The organism is Mesorhizobium sp. WSM4829, from assembly GCF_055811475.1.
Genome location: NZ_JBVVQJ010000001.1, coordinates 28,351 through 49,314, shown reverse-complemented (window position 1 = coordinate 49,314; position 20,964 = coordinate 28,351). Strand labels below are relative to the sequence as shown.

Here is a 20,964-nt window from a genome sequence, read left to right as displayed (position 1 = left end):
TCGTTTTCGATCTCCTCCTCAATGGTACGGACCGGGATAGGCGTTCGTCTCCAGCCATTCCCGCAATACAATCTGTATGAGGTCGGATCGGCCACTTTCGTCTCAGCGCTGATCTGATGAGCGGGAAGGGTTGCAGTCCTGGAAACGCAGCTCTTCTCGGGCCCGATCATACTCCCTAGACCACAGCCCTCGTTTCTGCTGTATCAATCAGGAAGGTGTAGCGGCTGCGAAGGTAGTTAGCCCAGGCATCATCTGCGGGAGCGTCGGCTAGAAGCGGCAGAAACAGCGATTCAGTCGAGCGGCTGATGAAGTCGTCAGGATTCGCGAGTACCGCGCGAAAGACGATGAAGGCGTCATCGGTGCCTAGCTCGTTTGCGATTGCTAACAGGGCCGGAGCCTTGACGCGGCGAACATTCCTGTTGCCAGCTGGCGCAATGTGAAGCAGACGAACGCGCTCGGCTGGATCGAGTGAATCCTGCTCCATGCGCCGGGCAAACATCTGCTGGCGCAGAAGTTGGTAAAAGGGATGAAAGAAGAAATCCTCGAGCGCCAGACCCCTGTTGGCTCGGAGCGGTCCGATAGGTTCAAAGGCGAGCGCCTTATATCGTTCTTGACGAGTCGCGTTCCCGTAAGCTCTGCCTTCCAACGGCGACTTAGGCAGCCTATTGCTGATCGCGCCCGCGTCGTCTTCGGTGTACTTCCACTCGATCAACAACGCCTCCTCGCGTCCGTCCCTCTCGAAGCGAACCAATGCGTCGACGCTGGTGACATTTGCGCCGCGCGTCGGCAAACCTCGTTTCGGCCATTCGTTCAGATAGTTCTGCGCGCCAAGCCATTCGAAGTCGACGAACAGAGGAGTTGAGTTTCTGTCCTTTGAGACCTGCAGCATGCTTGGAAGGCCGCCGCCAATCGCCTGCTGGACGAAGCGCGCCAATATGTCCGGACGTGTCGCCAGCGGGAAAAGAAAATTCACGCAGCAGATTTGCGAGGATAGCGCATGGTTAGAATGCTGGTGCCAGCTGATGTTCTTGTCGGCGAAATAACCAAGCGCGTCTTGAGCTGCCGGCGACAAGTTCGCGCCAAGATATGCCTTCTGAAGGCGATACGATGAACCGTTGAACCCTATTTGCCCCACCGGCAAGGTGGCGAAGAAAGCAGTCTGCCTCGCCAGCTCGGCAATCTTAAATGTCGCCATGAATCCTTCCCCCAAATTTACGGGCACGAAATCCCGAGACTCTTGCTGCAGCTGTTGGCCGCCATTTCACTCTGGACGACCACCTCTCACTCTGATGTGGCTAACACCTCCGACCTACATAGATCCATTCCGCCAAAGACCAAAGTCGGGCTGCGTTGAGGAAACAGCCTCGCACCGCGAGCGATGGTAGATCGACAACAGCGACGTAGACTCGAGACAATTGGCATTGCGATGGGAAAAGTGTCTTGTGAGCTTCGTGCGTGCGATTCGAAGAAGTATGGATCATCACAATGGCAGGTCTCAGCGCAACTACGGTTAAGTCTTGGTTCCAATATCGCTGCGAGCGCAAGACACGTTATGACATGATGACGCGTGTTGAGCGCGATAGCGCTACTATCGTTAAGGAGGAAAGCGGTGCCGCCTGGGCTATCCAGGGAGACAAGTTCGAAGAGAGCGTGCTCATGCGCGTTCGCGCCGAGCAGTCACTGCTGGCGCCAGCTCCCGAACAGGACAGGCTCGGCCAAGCCGAGACCATTGCGTTTTTGCAGGGAAGGACCCCACAGAAAGTAGCAACCCAGTTGGGGCTCGAACAGGGACCGTCGTTTCGTGCCGCGCTCGGCCTGCCCGACAACATCTTGATTAACCGCTCCTATACTGACCTGGTTTTTCGCGATGCTCGGCCCGACGGCACCGTCTTCCGCATCGTCGATATCAAGGCGACCAGGAATTCCACGCCGTTTCACAAGACGCAGGTGGCCTTCTATGCGAAGCTGCTCCAAGGTATGCTCGCCGATCTCGGTATTGACGCAAAGGTCGATCCGATTGGAGCGGTGTGGCATATCCGCGATGGCACGCGAATCATCGAGGGTCTGACTGAACCGGCCCTGTTTGCGCTGAAACCTTACCTCCGACTCGTCGACGAATTTCTCCGCCGCGATGTGCCGCGAATTGCCGCGAAAAAAGTCAGCACCGGCTTTGACGAGACCTTCTTCCACATCTATTTCAAATGCGAACAGTGCGACTATCTGGGCCATTGCCGCAAGTCGATTGAGCGGGCCAATCCGGCTGACGACGATGTTTCCGCAGTCCCGGGCGTCTCGCATGAAGGGAAGTTAGCGCTGCGCGCGCGTGGCCTACGAACCGTCGGGCAACTGGCCGCAGCTGGCGGGATCGGAGCCAACGGTCCAACGAGTTGGTCGCTGCAGCGCCGCAGCGATACGATCGTCGCACGCGCAGGTGCGATCCTCGCCGGTGAAGTCCGCCAACTGCCCGACGTTATGAGTTATCTAATGCCACCGCGGATCGACCGCGCCTTTTTTCTGCTCGCTGACCATGACGCGGTCGAGGATAACCTCGTCACGCTGGCATACGCACGACGTGGGGGTGAACCCCGGTCGATCGTGCGGATAATTGATCAGAGCAGTGGCGAGGCCGAGCGCCAAGCACTAGTTGATGTCTTTGGTGGCCTAATCAAAGATCTCTCCGACGTCGATGCGCACAACGCTGCGGCTGATCCCAACGATCAGCTCCAGGCGCACATCTTCATCTACGAGCCAGCCGAGGCCAAGGCGATTCAGTCTGCGATTGGCCGACATTTGAATGACCCGTTGATCCGAGCGGGCCTGCTACACGCGGTTCGTCTGTTTCCACCTGACGACGTCGTACCGGAGCCTGAGTTCAAGGGTGCGCATCACCTACCAGCTACTGCGCTTCGATCGGTGATAGAGCAACTTTACGCCCTGCCGTCTAAGGTCTCCTACGATCTACGACAAGTTACCGAAAGCCTGCACAAAGCTGGGCGGATCGATACCGCCTATCAACCGACCGGACCGTTCCGCCGTGACTTTTCTTCCTTGCTGGCTATGGAGGTGATCCGATCATTGCGAGAAGGCCGACGTGACGCGATCCGACCCGAACAGGTCGAGCAAGATGTGCGAGCACGGCTCGACGCCATTGCCAAAATAGTCGACTGGCTGACGCGCGAGAATGCAGCCGCTGCTCAGCCTTTCCTGCGGCTCGACAAGCAGCCATTCCGCTTTCAGTCGACCCTCAACCCGCTCAACGCCGACGATCTCGACCTCCTACATGCCTATGAATTGCTGGATTCGCGCAGCACTCTCCTGGAGACGCTTGTCCGTCTCGCCCAGCCAGCGCGCGTCCGACAACAGCGCGGCGAATGTCTTGCCGGTCTGACACTCGAAACCGAAGGCAGGTTTCCCAACGGCCGACGCTGGCTTCGATTCTCGATTCCCCCTGAAAGTCGGGATGCTGAAATCTCCCCTGACGACATCGGCCTGATCCTAACGGACGATAATCCCGACCTTCGGCTAAACCCGGCCGGCTGGCGAGCACTAGAGATTCGCTTCAACCACGGCGAGCATGGCTCACTGTTTGTCAGCATGTCGGCCAAACAATATGACTCATCGATAATGGCGAGCCTGCGACGCAGGACAGGCCCCAAGGGCTGGTGCATCGACAAGACTCACCGGGACATTAATGGTCCGAGGGTCCAGAATTATCTGCTGAAACTAGCTGGCGGAGGCCAGTCGTGACCGCCGACGCCATCCTCCGCTTCCTGCGCGATCCGCTCGATTTCGCAGGCGATTCCGTTGATGCCGACATTTGGGAGCAGGGCTTCGCCGAAATCGCGCTGCCGCTGACTGAAGCCGCCGGCCAACCGCTCCGCCGAGCGCAGATCGAGGCGTGGCATGGGCTTGCTACCGCCCGCGTGGGGCTGATTCTCGGACCTCCCGGTACCGGCAAGACCCACGCGCTGGCCTGGATGGCGGCCGCCTATCTCGAAGTCCGACGCCGTGCTGGCTTGCCGTGTCGCATCCTTGTCTCCGCTTTCACTCGCAATGCGATCATCAACCTGCTTGAGGCGATTGCGAAACGCTGCCAGCAGTTGGAAGCACCACCCCGCATCGCCTTTGTTGGGCGCGAACCTTCCGTACCTCTAGCGGCGGGGGTGGAGCATCGCGAAGTGGACGATGCCGCAGATCTCTTGACCGAAGACTATGCTGTGATGGGCACGACGGTCTGGGGACTCAATCGGCTGATCGATGCTCAGGGAGGGTTCACGGGCTCGTTCTTCCATTTGACCTGCATCGATGAAGCCTCGCAGATGGTGTTGAGCCATGGCCTCATGGCGATCGCGGGCATGGCGGAAAATGGGCGTGTCCTCGTCGCCGGTGACAATAAGCAGTTGCCCCCGATTCGGGTTGAGCACGACCATGATATCGACGGACGGCGGCTAGGATCTTCGCTTTATGCCTTCCTTCAGGCCGCAGGCGTTCCCGAATTTCCGTTCGACGAGACGTTCCGGCTCAACGAACCGCTGACCCGCTTCCCGCGTGATCGCTTCTATGAGCAGCGCTACCAAAGCGTTGTACCCGATCATCGCCTCGCGCTTACCGAAGATTGGGAGAAAGGCCTCGAGGACTGGGAACGTGTCGCACTCGATCCAGAATATCCGATCTGCGTGCTGATCCACGACGGCCCGCCGACTGGATCATCGAATCAGTTCGAGGCGATGATCGCGTCAAGGCTTGGACGCGCGCTGTTCAACCGGCAGCCCGCAACTGCCGATGGCGCCGACGGTGCGGAGAAATGGCAGCATCGCCTTGCCATCGTCAGTCCTCACCGAGCCCAAAATGCGCTGATTCGCAACATGATGGCACAAGGACCGGAGGGCGTTGGCGCTGTCGTCGAGACTGTCGACCGCATCCAGGGCCGTGAACGTGATGCACTTGTTGTCAGCTACACGGTCGCCGATCCCGAGTTCGCGCTGGCCGAAGCCGAATTCATCTTCAGTCCCGAACGGCTCAACGTCACTGTGACCCGCGCGCGGGCCAAGCTCATTCTCATCATTTCGCGACGCCTGCTCGAGGTCGTACCTTCGGATGAGGAACTGGTCGATAAGGCCGAAACGCTACGCGAGTTCATCTTCCGGGCCCGCTATGCCGATAGCGTCAAGCTGCCCGCACCCGATCATAGCCAGATCAATGTCGATATCTGCGTACTGCCTTTTGACGATGAAGCACCTCTTCCCAAGATAGAGGCACCCCAGCGACCGCGCCAGCAGGACCTGGACCCGCTCACACCGGCGCATCTTCGGATCCTCGAAGAGGTCCACAAGATAGCAGGCGGCAATAAAAAGTGGGGAACGGTCGCCGATTACGCACTCGCGCGCTCGATGCGCAGGGACGCCGCGGAAATCTTCCCGACGCTTAGGTTGCTCCAGCGACATGGGCTTGTCGGACTCGAGCGTGTGTCCGGCAATCGGCCCTTCTGGAGTATCCGTCGGCTCACCAATCCGCGTCTGCTCTACGCGATCGACGGCGAAGACTTCACGGATCGGGTCGAAGAGGCGATCATGCTTGCGGGCAGCGGCCGTCGCGGCGCGCTCTACGCCCGTGTGCGCGACGCGTTCGACTGGTTGGGCGCGGGGGGGGAGGACCTCTTTAAACCTGAGCTCGACAGGCTCCAAGCCGGGGCCGCGGTCCAATATGAGATGCACAACGACAGGCTCTATGTGTCGCGCGTGCGGCCGGAGCACCCAACCGACGATCCTGCTTACCAGTCGCTCGCCGAAGTTCTTGAGACCGCCGATTATGTGCTTCTCAACCATCTTGAGGATATGGAAGCTCGCAGGATCAATTTCGGCGTATTCGAAGAGTGGCACGCGCCGATCGATCTCGCGCGTGACCTCAGCGCGTCCCTTGGAGACGTTTCGGAATCGCTTAGGCGGCTCAGCCTTCACGGGTTGGTGTTGATCGCCGATGAGGGACGCGTCCGCAGTCGGATGGCCGAGATGGCCCGCGTCGTCCGCTACTCGAAGCAGCGCTTCCGCAAGAACGATGCCGCCGATCGTCCCTACCTCGTCAGGGGGCTCAAGGTCGAGCTGCGTAATCGCGAGAAGCCGGAGTATGATGCGCCGCTCGAACAGACTGTTGCCGCTGTTGAAGCCACTCACGGAGCAGACAGCGATTCTGCGCGGGCGGTTGGTCTGGTCGCAGCCATGCTGCGCGCTGCCTGGAATTCGCCCACGCCGAAGCTTGCGGGCTTCCAGGCGCGAGCGCTGACAGCGATTTTCGATGCCTGGGACGGTGAGGGCGCAGAACGCTTCGTGATCGCCGCCGATACCGGTTCTGGCAAGACCGAGGCGGCCTGCCTTCCAATTATCGCCGGTGCAACGGTCGATCTTCTGCGGGGCAGTGGCGGCACGCGCGCGATTCTCGTCTATCCACGAATACGTCTCGCTGCCAATCAGGCGCAGCGTCTTGTGCGCTATCTCGCGGCGCTCAACGGGATCGATGGCGCGCCGCCGCTCACTCTTGGTCTTCAAAATGGCGCCGTCCCAGAAAATTGGGAACTCGCCGACAAAGAGGCGTGGCTCCCGACCGGCCGAACCGGCGAATATCAATTCCCCTTCTTCATGTGCCCTGACCCGAGCTGTGGTTCGCCGTTGACGCTCACCGCAGAAGACGGCGCGGCGGGTGCCGACCGGTTGGGCTGTAAGGCGTGCGGCTGGCATTTCAATGGCTGGATCGGGACCAAACGGGGCCTTCGCATTGCGCCGCCGAGCCTGTTTCTGCCCACGACCGAGTCGCTCCATCAATGGCTCAACGACAGCCGCTACGGGCCATTGTTCGGCGATGGTGGGGTCGCTCCGCGGTGCATTCTTGCCGACGAGATCCATCTCTACACCCACATCCAGGGCGCTCAGATCGGCTATGGCCTACGACGCCTGCTCGCACGGTGCGCTCTCAATGGCTCGGCGCCTATCGCCGTCGGCATGAGCGCCACCCTTGGCCGCCCTGCCCATGTCTGGCACCAGCTTGTTGGCGGGGATGCGCCGCTACTCATCGAACCTCGATCAAACGAGCGCAGACGCAATCCCAAGGGCCGCGAATATTTCTACTTCGTCCAGCCTGAAGTCGAATCGCGCAACCGAGATGTGGCTGGTGCTTCGACTACCATTCAAGCGACCATGGCGCTCAGCCACAACATGCATCGACGTCATGGCGACGAAGGGGGCTTCCGCGGCATCGTCTTCGTCGATTCGATCGACAAGCTGAAGCGCCTCCACGGCAATTATATGGACGCCGAGGAAGGACAGAACCTGGCGAGCCTCCGGACGCGACTCTATCCCGATCACCCGGCAACAGGCCTGCCACGGCGGCAATGCTGTGGCGATCCGCTCGGTTGCGACCTATTTCGTGACGGCGAGTGCTGGATCTTCGCCGCGACCGATCAGCGTCAATGGGCCGCGAGCGGGCCCTATGTCCCTGGCAATCCTCTCACCGTGGCGCGCTTTCCGGTCTATTCGGGCAGCTCGGCGCAGATCGAAACCGAAATACAGCGGAGCGATTTGGTCTTCTCCACTGCCTCGCTCGAGGTCGGCTACGACGATCCTGACATGGCGTTTGTCTACCAGCATTATGCGCCGACCAACCTTGCCAGCTTCGTGCAACGCAAGGGCCGCGGCGGGCGCGGTAATGATGACCGGCCCGTTACGGGCGTTACCCTTTCAATCTACTCCTCACGCGACACTTGGTATTATCGCCGGCCGGCCGCGCTTCTCGACAGCCGCGGCTTCGAGGTTCCACTCAACCTTGCCAACCCCATAGTCTCGCGCGGACAGTTGGCGACCCTGATCCTCGATCTCGTTGCGCGGCGCGAGGGTCTGGCCCTCCCGGCAGCGCGCGCCGATGGCAGTTTCGAGCCTGCGATCATCACCGAATTCGCCGAGACCTGTGTCAAGTTGTTTGATGATGACCCCTTTGTGCGCTTCGGCTACGCTGGCGCCGAAGCGTTCCTCGCGGATCTTCATGGACGCTTTGGAGGATTTGAGGACGACGAGCCGGCGCGCGAACGCCGGGCGCGCGTAGCCTGGGTCCCTAAGACGCTGTTCGGCGCGACCGATATGCCTAGCATCGGTATCCGCGTGCCGGTGCACGGCGGCAATCCCATCATCAGGTCCGAGGACATCACGCTCGGTCTCTCCGCTGCCGCGCCCGGAAACGCCACGCGGCGGTGGGGGGCGAATGAGGTCCATTGGCGCGCTCCGCGTCAGGGCGGCGCGCCGTTCCTCAATGCCCAGGAACAGGCGGCCGCGGAGCACATCCAATTGGGCTCGGCGGCCGACATCATGGCCGAACTGCCGATCGACGCGCGCGAGGATCTCGGCGAATATGCCCTGGCCGGGACAGTACTGCGCCCCACCGCGCTCAGTGTCGACCTTATCGGCTTGCTGCGCGGTGGGGCCTGGACGCCGATCGTCGAATGGGACACGCAATCTTCGACCGCCAAGCTGATCCCGGACAATGTCGATCCAAAGGCTGCGCTCGATATCCGAAGCACCGGCGCGCTCCGCGGTTTTCCGACCCTGCGGAGTGACCGTGAGGCGGTTTCGGTGGACACAGGCACACTTGCGCCGATCGTCGCCGAAATCGGCGCTTATGTTGGGAGCAACACGCGCGGGTCCGGTCTCCATATCGCGCGCCTTTACTGGGGTGCCGATGCCGAGGTCCGCATCGTCGAACAGGCCGATCCGATCGGCGTCTCCCAGACTTTCACGGACGCCAAGGGCCAGCACGCCCAGTTCGTCGGCTACGTCATGGAAAGCGAAGGCGTGAGGTTCGCTCTTCGATCAGATGCAATTGACCAGTTTCTCGATGCCGAGATGGCGCGACTTGCCGGGGCGTCCGCCGAGCAGCGCTGGCATCGGAACCAGATGCTGCGCTACGTCGTGCAGCGGCGCGCTCGCAACGCTGGGATCAACGGCTATGAGGCGCGCCGTGCCGCTGAACTGGTGGTCGCTGCGGCGGACAATCCAGCGTTATCCGTTGATGTCGCCAAGCTCCTCAAAATGTGGAGCGATACTGCGCTCGGCAATCTCTTCAAGCGAACGTATCGGGAGGCGCTCTCGAGTCATCCACTTCTTAGCGAACGACGTATCGACCGTCTGATCGCGACCTTGGCCGGCACGCGCTTCAACGAACTTCTGCGCCATGTGATCGAGGTCCAAAAGTCAGATGATCATTTGCGCCAGTTCCTACGCAGTCAGTTGGTCCACAGCATCGCTGTCCGTTTACGGCAGAGCTTCGTGCTTCATGGCCGAGGCGAGGAACGACGCATCGTCGCGCACGTCAAACTGCCGATCCAGTTCGGCAGACGCGCCGAGGACGTCATCACCATCGTCGAGAATGGTGTCGGCGGTGATGGCACAACGCGGACCTTCATCATGCAAGCCGAGGACGCGTTCAGCGACTTCATGGGCGGATTTGCGGAGGGCTGTCCCAACGCGGCCGAGGACGCGCTCATCGAGGCGGCGCACGCGCATCGTGAGCATCATGCCAATTGGCGCGGTCTCGATCCGCGCCGGCCGGAGACGTTAGAAGAGATCGGCCGCGGTCTCGGCATCGACTTCAATGAGGCCGAAGCTCCGTCCCCTCAGCAGTTGTTGCGGCTTCTGTATGCGATCGAGGCGATCGGCGGCCAACAGGTGGCCCTCTACGATCTCTGGCAAGAGGTGATGGCAACAAAGGGCGCGCTCGCCACTACCCTTGGACGCGAGCCTGATGCGTGGGAGATTGCAAGCGCGGCGTGCAAGGGAGCCGTCGATGGCATCTATGCTACCCTTGGGCAAATGTTGTCCGCTTATGGCCAGATAGAAGGTGTGGCCCAGGAAGGCAGCCTGTCGCCGAGCGAGCGGCTTGCCGACCAGGTCTATCGCGTCAGCGGCAGGCTTTGCTTCGACGGCTGTCTCGCGTGTCTCCATGGTGATAGCGACCTGATGCCCTCCGGGCTCGCCGATGTGGCAGTCAGCCGCGGTCTGCTGGCGCGGTTCATGAGAGCTTCACGCGCCTCGGGCTGAAACAGTGAACAGCGCCAAGGCCTTGTGATCCTTGATCCAGGCGAGAACATCGTCGGTCAGATCGGACAGCCGGACCGGGCCCGCCGCGACGGCGACAAGGAAGGTTGCAATCGGTGGAGCTACGCCAGCGGTTAGCAGACGATCGGCAAGCTCGGACGCTTCCGCGACGAGTTTGTTGCGCTCGGCGACACGTGTATAGGCGGCGCGCGAATTGTCTTCGAGGCTCACGGCTCGCTGAGCCAGCTTAGTAAGTTCTCGGCCCAGCGGTTCAACACCAGGTATGCTCGTGAGAATCTCGCCAAGCGCAGCTTGTCCGCCCAACGCATCGCGAACGGCATTCCTCCACGCGCTTTCTACGGTGGTCTCGATCTTGTCGACCAGCAAGGGCAGTTGGGTCAGTCCAACTTGATTGACGGTATCCAACGCCTCGATGGTCGGCTGTTCCCCTAGCACGCGACCCATCCTGATGATGGTCGTTAAAGTCGGGCCGACCTCCAGTCTAAGGCTTTCGAGATCGCCGTCGCTGGCGCCAACGAGGGTACTCAAGCCCTCCAGCAGTTCCGGATATCGCTTGAACCGTTCCGCCGACGCGGTAGCCTTTTGCAACGCGGTGCCAAGGCGAGCGCGCTGCTTCGCAGCCTCAATCCTCGGAAGGAGGTCGATCAAGGCATTGAGCGGTGCGAGTTGGGTGTCTTCAGATCCGTCCGCCATTAGGTAACCTCATCGAGCTTCGCTTGCAGCGCTTCGCCTGCATCGGCGAGCCGATTACCGAAGGCCTCGACGACAGACAAATCCCCGTCGGTCTGATTTCCCTCTACGTACGCACGCGCATATTTGTACGCAGCTTCGATCGCAGCTTCGGCTTGGTCGAGCGTTTCGAGCGCCGGACGCAGCGATGCTATGGGCACATCGAGAATATAAGCCAGTCGGTCGGCGTCCGCCTCGAAGGCTGGTTCGTCAGCCAAAAGATAGTTGGCGAGCCGTTCCCAGTTGGCATTGCTCTCATCGAGGAGGCCGAGTTCTTCCAGCCTGGCACGCGCCTTCACATAGTCCTGGCGCTCCACTGGTGCGGCTTGCACCAGCGCAGTTACCGTTCGCTCCAGCGCATCATCGACTCGTTTGATATGATGACTGAGGCTCGACTGGCGCAGCAAGTTCAAGGTGCGATGCTTCCGCTGCGCTAAGCTCTTGCTCTCGCGTTCGGGGATGTATCTAAGCTGCGTATCGGTTTGCCGCGCAAGATCGACGAGCTTGCCGATCTCATCGAGCCCTTTCGAGAATTCTGCCTTGGAGGGAAGTGCGATAGTTCGCAGCGAAGATTTGAGCGACTGGAGCGATGCGGCGACCGCCCCAGCATTTATCAACGGTGCACCGGTACCGAGCGGCAAGAGCAGGAGTTGCCGGAGCATCGCTCTGAATTTGTCATGCCAATAACTGGTGGCGCGAACGAGTTCGCCCCAGGATTCAACTCGATCGTCGGGCATGCTTCGCGGTTCCTGCTCATCCGATAGCAGTTCCTGTAGTTGCTCTTCGAGCGGCGCCAAAGGAGAGACCGTGCCGCGAAGCCAAGCTCTGGCCAGCAACAATTGCGCCATCGTTCCGGAGATCGACCAGGCATCCTCCTCCTGCCCCAGACGGCGCTTAATCTGCAGGGATGTGAGTTCGGCCAGCCGGCGCAGCAGCCGGGCGACAGCCCGTCGGTTGCTCTCCTGTTGAACTGGCTGCAAATCGGTACCGAGACGTGTCGTAAGATAAGCCTCGAGCCCGCGGCTCGCCCAATCCTCACGCGGTATCACGAAATGACGGGCATCGGTCCGACCCGAGCCTTCGAGTTTCACCGCATCCTTGGTGAAAATCCGCTCCCATAGTCCGGGAGCCGGATCCGCCAACAGTTCACGAACGTCGGCCATCAACTCGCTGAGAAGCAGTTCCCAGACGCTCGGATCGCTGATCGGCTTTCCATCGCGCCATGTCTGAGCCTGCTCTACTAGCGATCTAAGCCGAGCCTGCGACACTGTCTGCGGGCCACCGAGTTGGCGTGGCGAGGGGGAAGCAGGGACTTTGCCGATGGACGACAGTACCGGCTTGGCCGTTGAAGGTTCGGCGTCAGTGTCCGACAGTTCAGTTTCCGGAGGTGGTGGCGGACCAGATGGCTTGGGCGGATGCGGGGTATCGCCTGCGTCAACCTCGAGCCCATCGCCGAGCCAGGGCAAACCAAAGCTGTCGAAAATGCCTTCGTTGACGTCGGCGACCGACTTCGTCCCGTTTGCATCTTCGGTCACCCGAATTTCAGGCGATCGATCTCCCCAGAGCATAGTTAGCCGCCGAAACTGCATTCGCCGCATCGGATCGGCCTCGGCCGCATCGATGATCTGCGCGAGAAATCCGCTCGGATGAAGCGATCGCTCCGGCATCCACTCAGAGAACTCGATTTCCATCGGCGGAAAGTGACCGGCGTCGAGACGTGCCGGATAGAGCAGAACAGGTGACAATACGCCTTGGATCATACCGCGTGGCGTTTGAAGGCTCTGGGTTCCCTTCGGGTCTTCAAGCAGGCGGAACATGTTGGTAACGGCATTGGCGTTGAACGGAAACAGGCCGATGCCGCCGACGGAGCCGAATGCGGTAAAGCAGGCTTCGCGGCCTTCGCAACTCCCGCACTTGTTCGGGATCGTGTCGGGGTTCGCACCGGCGATGTGCCAAACTTGGAGATCCTCCCGAGCAATCCGTACCGCCCGCAGATAACGGGACGCGAACTCCGTTTGCGCGTCGGTCTCTGATAGCTGGATAGTCTCTTGAAAGCCCCCCTGTTGGCGCACCCGCCCGAGCCGGAGGAGATGCGTGATGCGGCCGCCATAATTTCCCTGAATGCCACTCAGATAGAGCGGCGTCATACCAACAACCGAGACCATATCGCAGACGTCGTCCCGCGTGCGGGCATCGACGACGAGCGAGTCGATCAATTGGCCGTCTATACCCTCCCAACTCGTGACGTCCTCGAGAAGGAGCACGAGCCGACGCTGCTCCTTCAGCAGTTCCTTACGGAGCTTAAAGAACATATCACGCAGTCCATCCGCGGTGAGGCCGAGGATGTGCTGAACCGCGAAATTGCGGCGCAAGTTGAGCGCCTCGAGCAGGCGACGGGCCTGCGGAATGTCGAGCGTATCGTCGAGCGCAAGATCCTGAGCCGACGTACCGGCGGCGCGTGATGGTGCAAACCTGTCGCATTCGCGCTTGAGCGTGCGCATTAGCATCAGGGCTTTGGGTGGAAGACCCTCGACCGCAAATTGCACTTTGGCTAGATCAGCGACGTCGTAAAGGTTGAAACTGGCCGACGCTGAATTGCGCTGTCCGCCGTCGCCCGACATTACTTTGAGGATGCGCTCAGGCCCGCCCCATTTCTCCTGCACGATCGGGTGGCCAATCAGCCGTTCTAGCTCCCAAGTGCCACACCATTCCTCGTCACCTATCGGGCTTTCGAAGAATTTCGGGCTCAGCGAAGCGGCGAGGTTGGCATGGAACAGCTTCACACGACCATCGAACGACGCTTCAACACTTTGGACCATATTCTCGAACAGATGCGCATACCGCTCGCCGAGTTGATGCCTAAGCTGGCGCAACGTGCCGATGAGGCTTCCGTCGGCTCGTTCGATGAGCATCACCAAGTCGTCTTTGTTCCATTTGACGTCTAGCCATCGGATCAGATGCGATTTTCCGGCGCCCGGCTCGCCCTCGACGATGCAGAAGGCGTAGCGCGTTTCTGGGTTCGATAAATCGGCGAGTAGGGCCGCATCGGTCGGCTCCAACCTGTCTCCGGTCGTGGTCGAAATCTGAAAATCGCGTATCGGCTGATGGACGACGAGGAATTCTGCTTCATTGTTCGCCAGTGCTACAGATCGCAGTACCGCATGCGCGCGATCTTCCGTCCAGCAAGCTTTGTGCATAGCTTCAGACATGAGCAGCCGCCATCTCCAAGGTCACCGTTTTGATCCTTTTGACCGCATGCGGCTCCTGTGTGAGCGCATAAGTCTGTTTAGTGTCGCCTATGGCGTCGAGGGTCACGCGTTTATCGTCATGAAGATCGCGCAAAGCGCCGCTTAAGACGCGCGACAGCTTGCGCTCGAGCGGCGCAAGGCGAGCCAACTCCGCTGAGGCTTTGAAGAGTCGGCCGCCGTCAAGGTAGGGCATTCGCTCAGCCACTATAGCCATGAACGGCTCGATAGACACGAGGCCCGACATCGCCTTTTCTGCACAAACTCGCGCGAGTTCACGTTCCAGTCGCTGGACGGGGTAGGGATAGAGATCGCCCTTTGGCATCGGCAGCCCAAGTCCGAGAAAGATCATCCAGCGCTTCCAGGGCGAGGATTTCGTCGCGTTGAAACGATTGTTGCTCTCGCCACCATCATCGCCGGAGCCGGGGCGGACGGCATTGTTAATGCGCTGAGCCCGGTCCTTTGCAGTAACCTCCAGCCAACCGGTGCTTTGCTCCACCTCGGTGAGCACGACCATGGCCGCATAGGCTTCCAGAACGATCGAGTCTGCATGGTCCCATTCGAGTCCAACCAATCGATCGTGAACCACATCGGCAAACCCCTCGAGTGAAGCCGGGACAGGGCCGGCAAGCCGGTACTGGTTCTGAGCAGGGTTATCAATCATGCCAAGACTGTTCGCCGCGCCGATCAATTGCCGGATGTTAATGTGTTCGCTCTCCGAACCGCGTTGCTCGACACCACGCATGGTGGGTTTGAGCCATCTCACAATACTGTCAAAGCTGAGCTGCCCATCCTGGGCGTCCAGCAGTCGGAGGAGCGCATAGATGCGTTGCGGAGAGTAGTTTGTGTCGCTCAGCAAGCTCATCGGTACGACATTCCCTTGGCAAAGCCATCTAATGCGGCCTGGGCGATCGGCGCGCTGCTCGAGACGATATTGGCGATGGGCTTCCCTCGCACCATGATGTGCGAAGCTGCGACGATAACAAGGCGTTGCTCAGGGTTGAGGTTGCTCCATACCTCCACACGATCGATCAGGCGATCGACGCGGTTCGAATCCTGGATGATGAGCGCTGTTGGCATCAGTGCCGGCCGCCAATCGCCTAAAATGTCGTCATGGCTGCTCACAAATCCATAGGCGCAACTAGTTGCGGCGAGCCGCCCGGCGAACCTGTCGGCGTGATGGGCAGGCACGATGAACTGCTCGATGCCTGCGTCGACCAAACCTTCGATCAACTTTGTTTCGATTGTTCCATCATCACTGGCGGGTTGGAGTATTGAAATGCCGGGCCGGAGACTGCTCTGCCCATGTGCTTCTTGCCAGCGCCGATCGAGACCTTCGAAGCGGATCTCGGCGACCTTGGGTGGGTGGATATTGTGTCGTTTGCAATAGGCGCAGCGACCACAAGGCGGAACCAGCGGATTGCCTGCTTCGACCAGCTCGAAAACGGCGGCTAAGACACAGGTTTCGGGTCTGAAGACCGCCGCCTTGAACCGGTCGAGATCTGCAAGCGCCGCAGCGCGTTCTCCCGCACGCACCGCGCTGATGCGGTCCCAATAGATGTCCTCATCACCCGCTGCAAGGAGCACGGGCTCGCGGACATCCACATGCCAGACTGGAACATCGCCACGGCTTTCAGTAGCCAAGATCGAGATCGCACCGGCACGCTGGAGCATGTTGAGTAGGCTGCGATTCCAGTCGCGATTGTAGTCGGTATCGCCCGTCGGCAGTCCGTCGTGCGCCGCGTCCAGAGGAACTACGAGGCGGTGATACCCATTAACGATCGTGCTTCCCCCAATTTGCTCAGCGGCACGAACAATCGCGCGCCAGCGCTTCCGCATCATATCGGGCCTCAACCAACTCCCCGACCAGAGCTTCCTCGCTTGACGCCAATCGCCTGCTTTGCCACGTTCGTCAGTCCAGAGCATGAGCGCCAAGGCCTGGTTGCCGTCGCGCGCCGCCCTGCCGATCTCCTGATAGTAACGCGACGGTGATTCCGGCACGCAGGCATGGACCACAGCGCGGACATCATCTTTGTCGATCCCCATGCCGAAGGCGGAAGTCGCAACGACCAGATCGATCTCGCCGTCGCGCCAGTCAGTCACTATCTTGAGACGGGTGGCGCCGTCATCGAGTTGCCCTGTGAATAGGGCCAGGCGCTCATAACCACGGGCTGCGATTGATCGGTGTAGCGCCTCGGCATGCTTGACCAGCGTCGTGTAAATGATTGCCGGCCGTGGAAGTTGATCAACGAGCTTCACAATCAGTGCGTCGCGCTCCTCAGCTGTCTCAATCCTCGCGTGAACAAGATCGAACTCATACCGCGCAACTTTGGCTTCTACCGTGAGTAGTTCCGCCGTGCCGTATGCGCGCATCAACTCCGCCCGCGCAGCGTCGTTGACGGTTGCCGAAAGCAATACGGTTCGTAGCATCGGATTGGCATGGCGTAGCGCCTCTACGAGCCCAGGCAGGCGTTGGAAGTCGGGGCGGAAGGATCGCCCCCACGACTCGACGATATGCGCCTCATCTATAAAGAAAGTGGTCAGGTGCGCATCAAGCCCGGGCAGCTTCGTCTCGGGGGCGCGGGCGGCCTCAATCAAAAGGTCGCGGGCACCGCTCAGCGCAACTTCAGGCGAAAGCACCAAGACGGGCACGTCGCCGCGCGCGAAGCTGTCGTAGACAGATTTGCGGGTCTCTGCACTTTGTCCCCCATGAACGCACGCGCTGCCTTCGAGGCCGGCAATTACGCGCAGGCTCTCGACATGCGCGAGAGCGAGCGCCACGGTCGGCACTATCACGACACAGCAGGTCCCGGGCTTCTGAGCCAAACCGGGCACTAGCTGGAAAAGTAAGCTTTTGCCGGCTCCGGTGGGTAACGTGGCGAGCAGAGTCGATGCATTGGGCATGGTCGCCAAGGCGCGGATCGCGGCCTTCTGGGTCGGAGCCCGATAGTGATCGAACGCGGAGTGCCGGAGCAGGAGCGCATCCGCCGATGCACTCGGATAAGTTTGCCGCGTTGTTGGATCGAGCCTGAGAACATCGCCAAGCCGGTCTACTGGCAACCCATCGAGCGTATCCTCAATGATAATCGCAGAACCGCTAACGTCCGTTATCCGCTTCAATCCGAAACGCGCGAGAATGTCCAAATCCTCAGGGCGGATTTCGGCGGCGCTCGTCTCGCAATCGAGATAGCCGCCATGCAATCTGCAGAGCTCGCGCAGCATGGCGCCGCGATCGCCAGCGCCCACGCTGGCATTGAACGCGTCACAAGCACATTTGCGCGCATGTTCATACCAGGGACGCTCCGCCGTCATCGCTGGCCGCTTAGACAAGAGCCACCAGGGCGAGGCCGAGTAGGTCTACCCGCGGCTCCCGCAACGATCGTACCAGCGTTTCGCGTGCAGCGATCGCGGCGCGGTGTTTCGCGGCCATCTCCTCGTCTCTGGCATTGTCTGCTTGCCAGCGTAAATAGCCGACTTCCGCCCGGAGACTCATTTCGAGCAACTCGGCCCGTTCGCCGACGGTGCCAGCGCGCCGTTTCTGGATCGATGAAAGCGCGGCCGGGACTGCTCGGTCGATCGCGGACCAGAGTTGCGGCAAATAGGTTAGTCCGTTGATCGTGCCCGGTTCGATCGGCTTTAGCTTTAGATCACTCTGCGGGTGGTCGAGCAGCGAACGCAGGCCGGCGTGGGCCACGACCTCGTGGCGAGCGCCGCGATTGTCCCAGATAAGCATGATCTCGGCGATGACCTCGGGCCAGAGCAATGAACGTGCACGGGCGGCAAGACCGGCACCGATGTCATGCCCTTCCCAGAGACGCTGGTCGAGCACGCTCCGTCCGAGGACTTGGAGCAAAATTGTGCCGCGATGTTTGGCGAAGCCCTCGAGCATAAACGCGCTCACGCGGCTGTTCCGCCCGTGCTCAGCTTCGAAGACCATTGCGTCGATGACGTCGTGCCCCGGAGCGAAATATTGAAGGTCTTCGCGTGCGAGTGCAGTCGATCGCTCGAACGTTCCACGGACCAGCCGACTCTCGCTGTCGGCACCGGCGCCGATTTTCAGACGGTTGCTGCCGATGTTGAGCGAGCCATTGGACCAGCGAAATTCGGTACTCCCATCCTCAAGTCCTTTTGCCTGGATACCAAGCCCGGCCGCCCAACGCCGAATCTCGCTCGCGGTCTCAGACCCGTCCAAGCCCTCCTCAATCTGCGCTGCGAGCGCTACCGAACGGTCGAGTTGAGGCTTGGTCGCATCAAGCGATAGATCAAACGCTTCATCGCTGGCACTCAACGCAGCAACAACCTCTTGGCGCAGATCAATAGCAATCCCTCGCAAGGACGCGCCGCCCTGGCCGTAAGCGGCAAGCATTTTGCGTTGCAACTTGGGAAGCACGAATTCGAGACCGCCGATCGTTCGGTCAAAGACCTGGAATACATCGCGGTGGGTCTCGAGCAAGGCCCGTTCCGTGTCCGTTGCGGGTTCAAACACCACCGAGAGAACTGGTCGGTCGCTCGGACGTCCTATCCGATCAAGCCGTCCGATACGCTGCTCTAATCGTGCGCACGACGCCGGTAGGTCGAAATGGACGACCGCCGAGGCATTCTGAAAATTGCGGCCCTCGCCACCGAGTTCATCCGAAACCAGCACACGGCAGCGCTGGTCGTGCTGGAAGCGGAACGCAGTCTTCGAAAGATCGCCTTCGTCGATACCGCAATGGAATCGCGCAACGGCGGCTCTGCCGAAACGAGTCTCCAGCGTTTCAGCGAGCTTATCGGCAGACGTGGCGTCCTGGACAAACACCAGCACCTGGTTCGCCGGATCGACGAGATGCGTCCCGAGCCAGTCACCCAGCGCATCGGCGCGACAGCAACTACCTTCTTCGTGCCAGGCGTGTGCCAGCGCCCGGGCGGTTCGAAGCCAGACAGCCTCGCCAGGTAGCGCGGGGAGTCCCCGCAACAGGTCCGAGAGTATGGCAGGTTCGTCATTCGGTCCGGCGTCAACGGCAATCCGACCGATCGGGTCCAGGGTTTCGCCGCTAGGGTTTTTTTCGAGAACCTCTTTTCGCTCATTAAGGAACCGGAGCGTGGAAGCGGAGGAGGATAAGCAAAAGCGTTGATAGAGCGCGCGAGTAGCGATACCGGCGGGGTCCTCCGCTGCGGGCAATTCTTCGATGTGACTGAGGAAGATTGCCTCAGTCTGGGTTGGCGAGCAGGGAATCTCGATCAGTTCGCGGGCCGGCCATGCGCCGCTATCACTGCCGAGGGTTGCGCGCCTCGTTCGGATGATCCGGTGATCAAGCCGATGAAACTCCTGGACATAAGCAATGACTTCGAGCGCCGCGTCTGCCTCGCCAGCACACATGCGCGTCAGCAATCCGTCAAAGAAGGAATCGCCGACGATCAAATCAGTCCATTCGTCTGCGATAAACGCGACCTCGTCGGGGTTGAGCGTTCGGCCTTCGCTCGCAGTGGCGTCGATCAGCTTACGGGTGAAGTTGAGCCGATCCCAGATTGCGCTCTGCCGATCGTACTTGGCTTGCAAGGCCTCTGCAGGCTTTCCGCGATAGGCGTCAGGTGCTACCAGCGCCAGCATGCCTATTAGCCCGTTTATATCCCGTTTTGAGGGGGTCGCCGAGAGAAGCAGCAAGCCGTCCGTCTGCTCTGCCAACCGCTCCAGGACCGGATAAAGAATGCTCCCAGGCGGGATTTGATGCGCCTCGTCGATCACGATCATGTCCCAGCGCCTTGAAGTGACGAGATCGACAAGCTTGGGATGAGCCTCAAGCGCCGTTGTGGCAACAATCAGGCGCGTGCCAGCGACGATGCTCGCGAGCGAGGCGCGACTCTCTTCGGCTACACGCGTACAATCGATGTGCTGGTAGGCGCGGGCGCCGAAACGGAGATAAGTCTCGGTCAGCCATTGCCGCGACATTGAACCAGGTGCGACGACCAGCACGCTAAATTCAGCGCGTTCGGCTTGGAGTGCTTGGATGATGAGGCCAGCCTCGATTGTCTTACCAAGTCCGACCTCGTCGGCAAGTATGAAACGTGGGGTGCGATCGAACATCACGCGCCGCGCCGCATAGATTTGATGACCCAGAGGGAAGATACGAGCGCCGAGCATTGCCGGAAAACCGCCCGACGCGGCATACCAACGTGCATAGAGATCGGCAATCGACCAGCGCGCCATAAAGCTCTTCGGCGTATCCCAGCGATAGGTTTTGAGAAGCTGAAGTGGGTCGGCGCTATCGCTGACCGGCATGATATGCCCTTCCCAGAGTTCAAATACCCCATCGTCGGAACGAATACGGTATATGAATCCGCCGTCCTCCCGCTGAACCAGAAGTTCGAGCACCTCTCCGACTGCAGTCTGCCCGGTAGGGGTACGGAAGCGGACCGGCGTTGCTTCACTCAAACGCGCACGGTTGATCGGTGTCGTGCGCGCAATAGTCCTCGTGCCCTCGCCGCTAAAATGTACGACTGCGCGACCAAGCTCATCGTACTTATGTAATTTGCCGACGCCCAATTGGCCAAGCGCCAGCACGTTCACCAGACTACCGACGGGTGCGTTCATGGTCCCAGCGGGCAGAACTTTGCGCTACCGACTAGCCATTCGGTCATCCCCAACCCTCCCGTTCAACCCCACGACGAACATACCTACCTTGGCAGGAATTTACAGACTTTTGCCGGACGATGCTAAGCCCGCAAGGACATATTCGGTGTTTATCAACCACTATAACAACACTGACCGCCGCACATCTGCGCGAGAGTAAATGATTTCTGCAGCAAGTATACTTGGCGATCCAGATTCTTGCGATCTGCAGACCGTCTCCGGGCGGTTGCGATATCAGGTTCATAGGTGGGCGCGCGCAGGCGTCTCACCGAAACGACGCAGCGAT

8 protein-coding genes are annotated in these 20,964 nt (G+C 60.3%); 2 read left to right on the top strand and 6 right to left on the bottom strand.

What is annotated here, in order from left to right; translation table 11 throughout:
• Positions 1–175 precede the first annotated feature (175 nt).
• Complete coding sequence (locus AC0L17_RS00190; protein ID WP_473514316.1) at positions 176–1,195, bottom strand: PGN_0703 family putative restriction endonuclease; 1,020 nt, start codon at positions 1,193–1,195, stop codon at positions 176–178.
• A 290-nt stretch (positions 1,196–1,485) separates the two neighbouring features.
• On the opposite strand from AC0L17_RS00190, the gene AC0L17_RS00185 reads away from it, so the two are divergent.
• Both AC0L17_RS00185 and AC0L17_RS00180 read left to right on the top strand, forming a co-directional pair.
• Positions 1,486–3,747, top strand: coding sequence for a hypothetical protein (locus AC0L17_RS00185; RefSeq protein ID WP_473514315.1), 2,262 nt, complete (start codon positions 1,486–1,488; stop codon positions 3,745–3,747).
• Entirely contained in the window at positions 3,744–10,076 is a 6,333-nt protein-coding gene (locus tag AC0L17_RS00180; RefSeq protein WP_473514314.1) for an AAA domain-containing protein, read from the top strand. The genes AC0L17_RS00185 and AC0L17_RS00180 overlap by 4 nt, the downstream gene beginning before the upstream one ends.
• Here AC0L17_RS00180 and AC0L17_RS00175 read toward each other — a convergent pair.
• From AC0L17_RS00175 to AC0L17_RS00155, 5 genes are read right to left on the bottom strand one after another with little or no spacing between them, the layout of a single operon-like run.
• The gene (locus tag AC0L17_RS00175) at positions 10,059–10,787 is read right to left on the bottom strand and encodes a hypothetical protein (protein ID WP_473514313.1); all 729 of its coding nucleotides are present in this window, start codon (positions 10,785–10,787) and stop codon (positions 10,059–10,061) included. The genes AC0L17_RS00180 and AC0L17_RS00175 overlap by 18 nt on opposite strands.
• Positions 10,787–14,032, bottom strand: a complete 3,246-nt coding sequence (locus AC0L17_RS00170; RefSeq protein ID WP_473514312.1) for a hypothetical protein — start codon at positions 14,030–14,032, stop codon at positions 10,787–10,789. The genes AC0L17_RS00175 and AC0L17_RS00170 overlap by 1 nt, the downstream gene beginning before the upstream one ends.
• Positions 14,025–14,933: a hypothetical protein gene (locus AC0L17_RS00165; protein ID WP_473514311.1), complete on the bottom strand. Its 909-nt coding sequence runs from the start codon at positions 14,931–14,933 to the stop codon at positions 14,025–14,027. The genes AC0L17_RS00170 and AC0L17_RS00165 overlap by 8 nt, the downstream gene beginning before the upstream one ends.
• Positions 14,930–17,380, bottom strand: coding sequence for a helicase-related protein (locus AC0L17_RS00160; RefSeq protein WP_473514310.1), 2,451 nt, complete (start codon positions 17,378–17,380; stop codon positions 14,930–14,932). Before AC0L17_RS00160 ends, AC0L17_RS00165 begins: the two co-directional genes overlap by 4 nt.
• A gap of 10 nt (positions 17,381–17,390) precedes the next feature.
• Entirely contained in the window at positions 17,391–20,639 is a 3,249-nt protein-coding gene (locus tag AC0L17_RS00155; protein WP_473514309.1) for an SNF2-related protein, read from the bottom strand.
• Between the last annotated feature and the right edge of the window lie 325 nt (positions 20,640–20,964).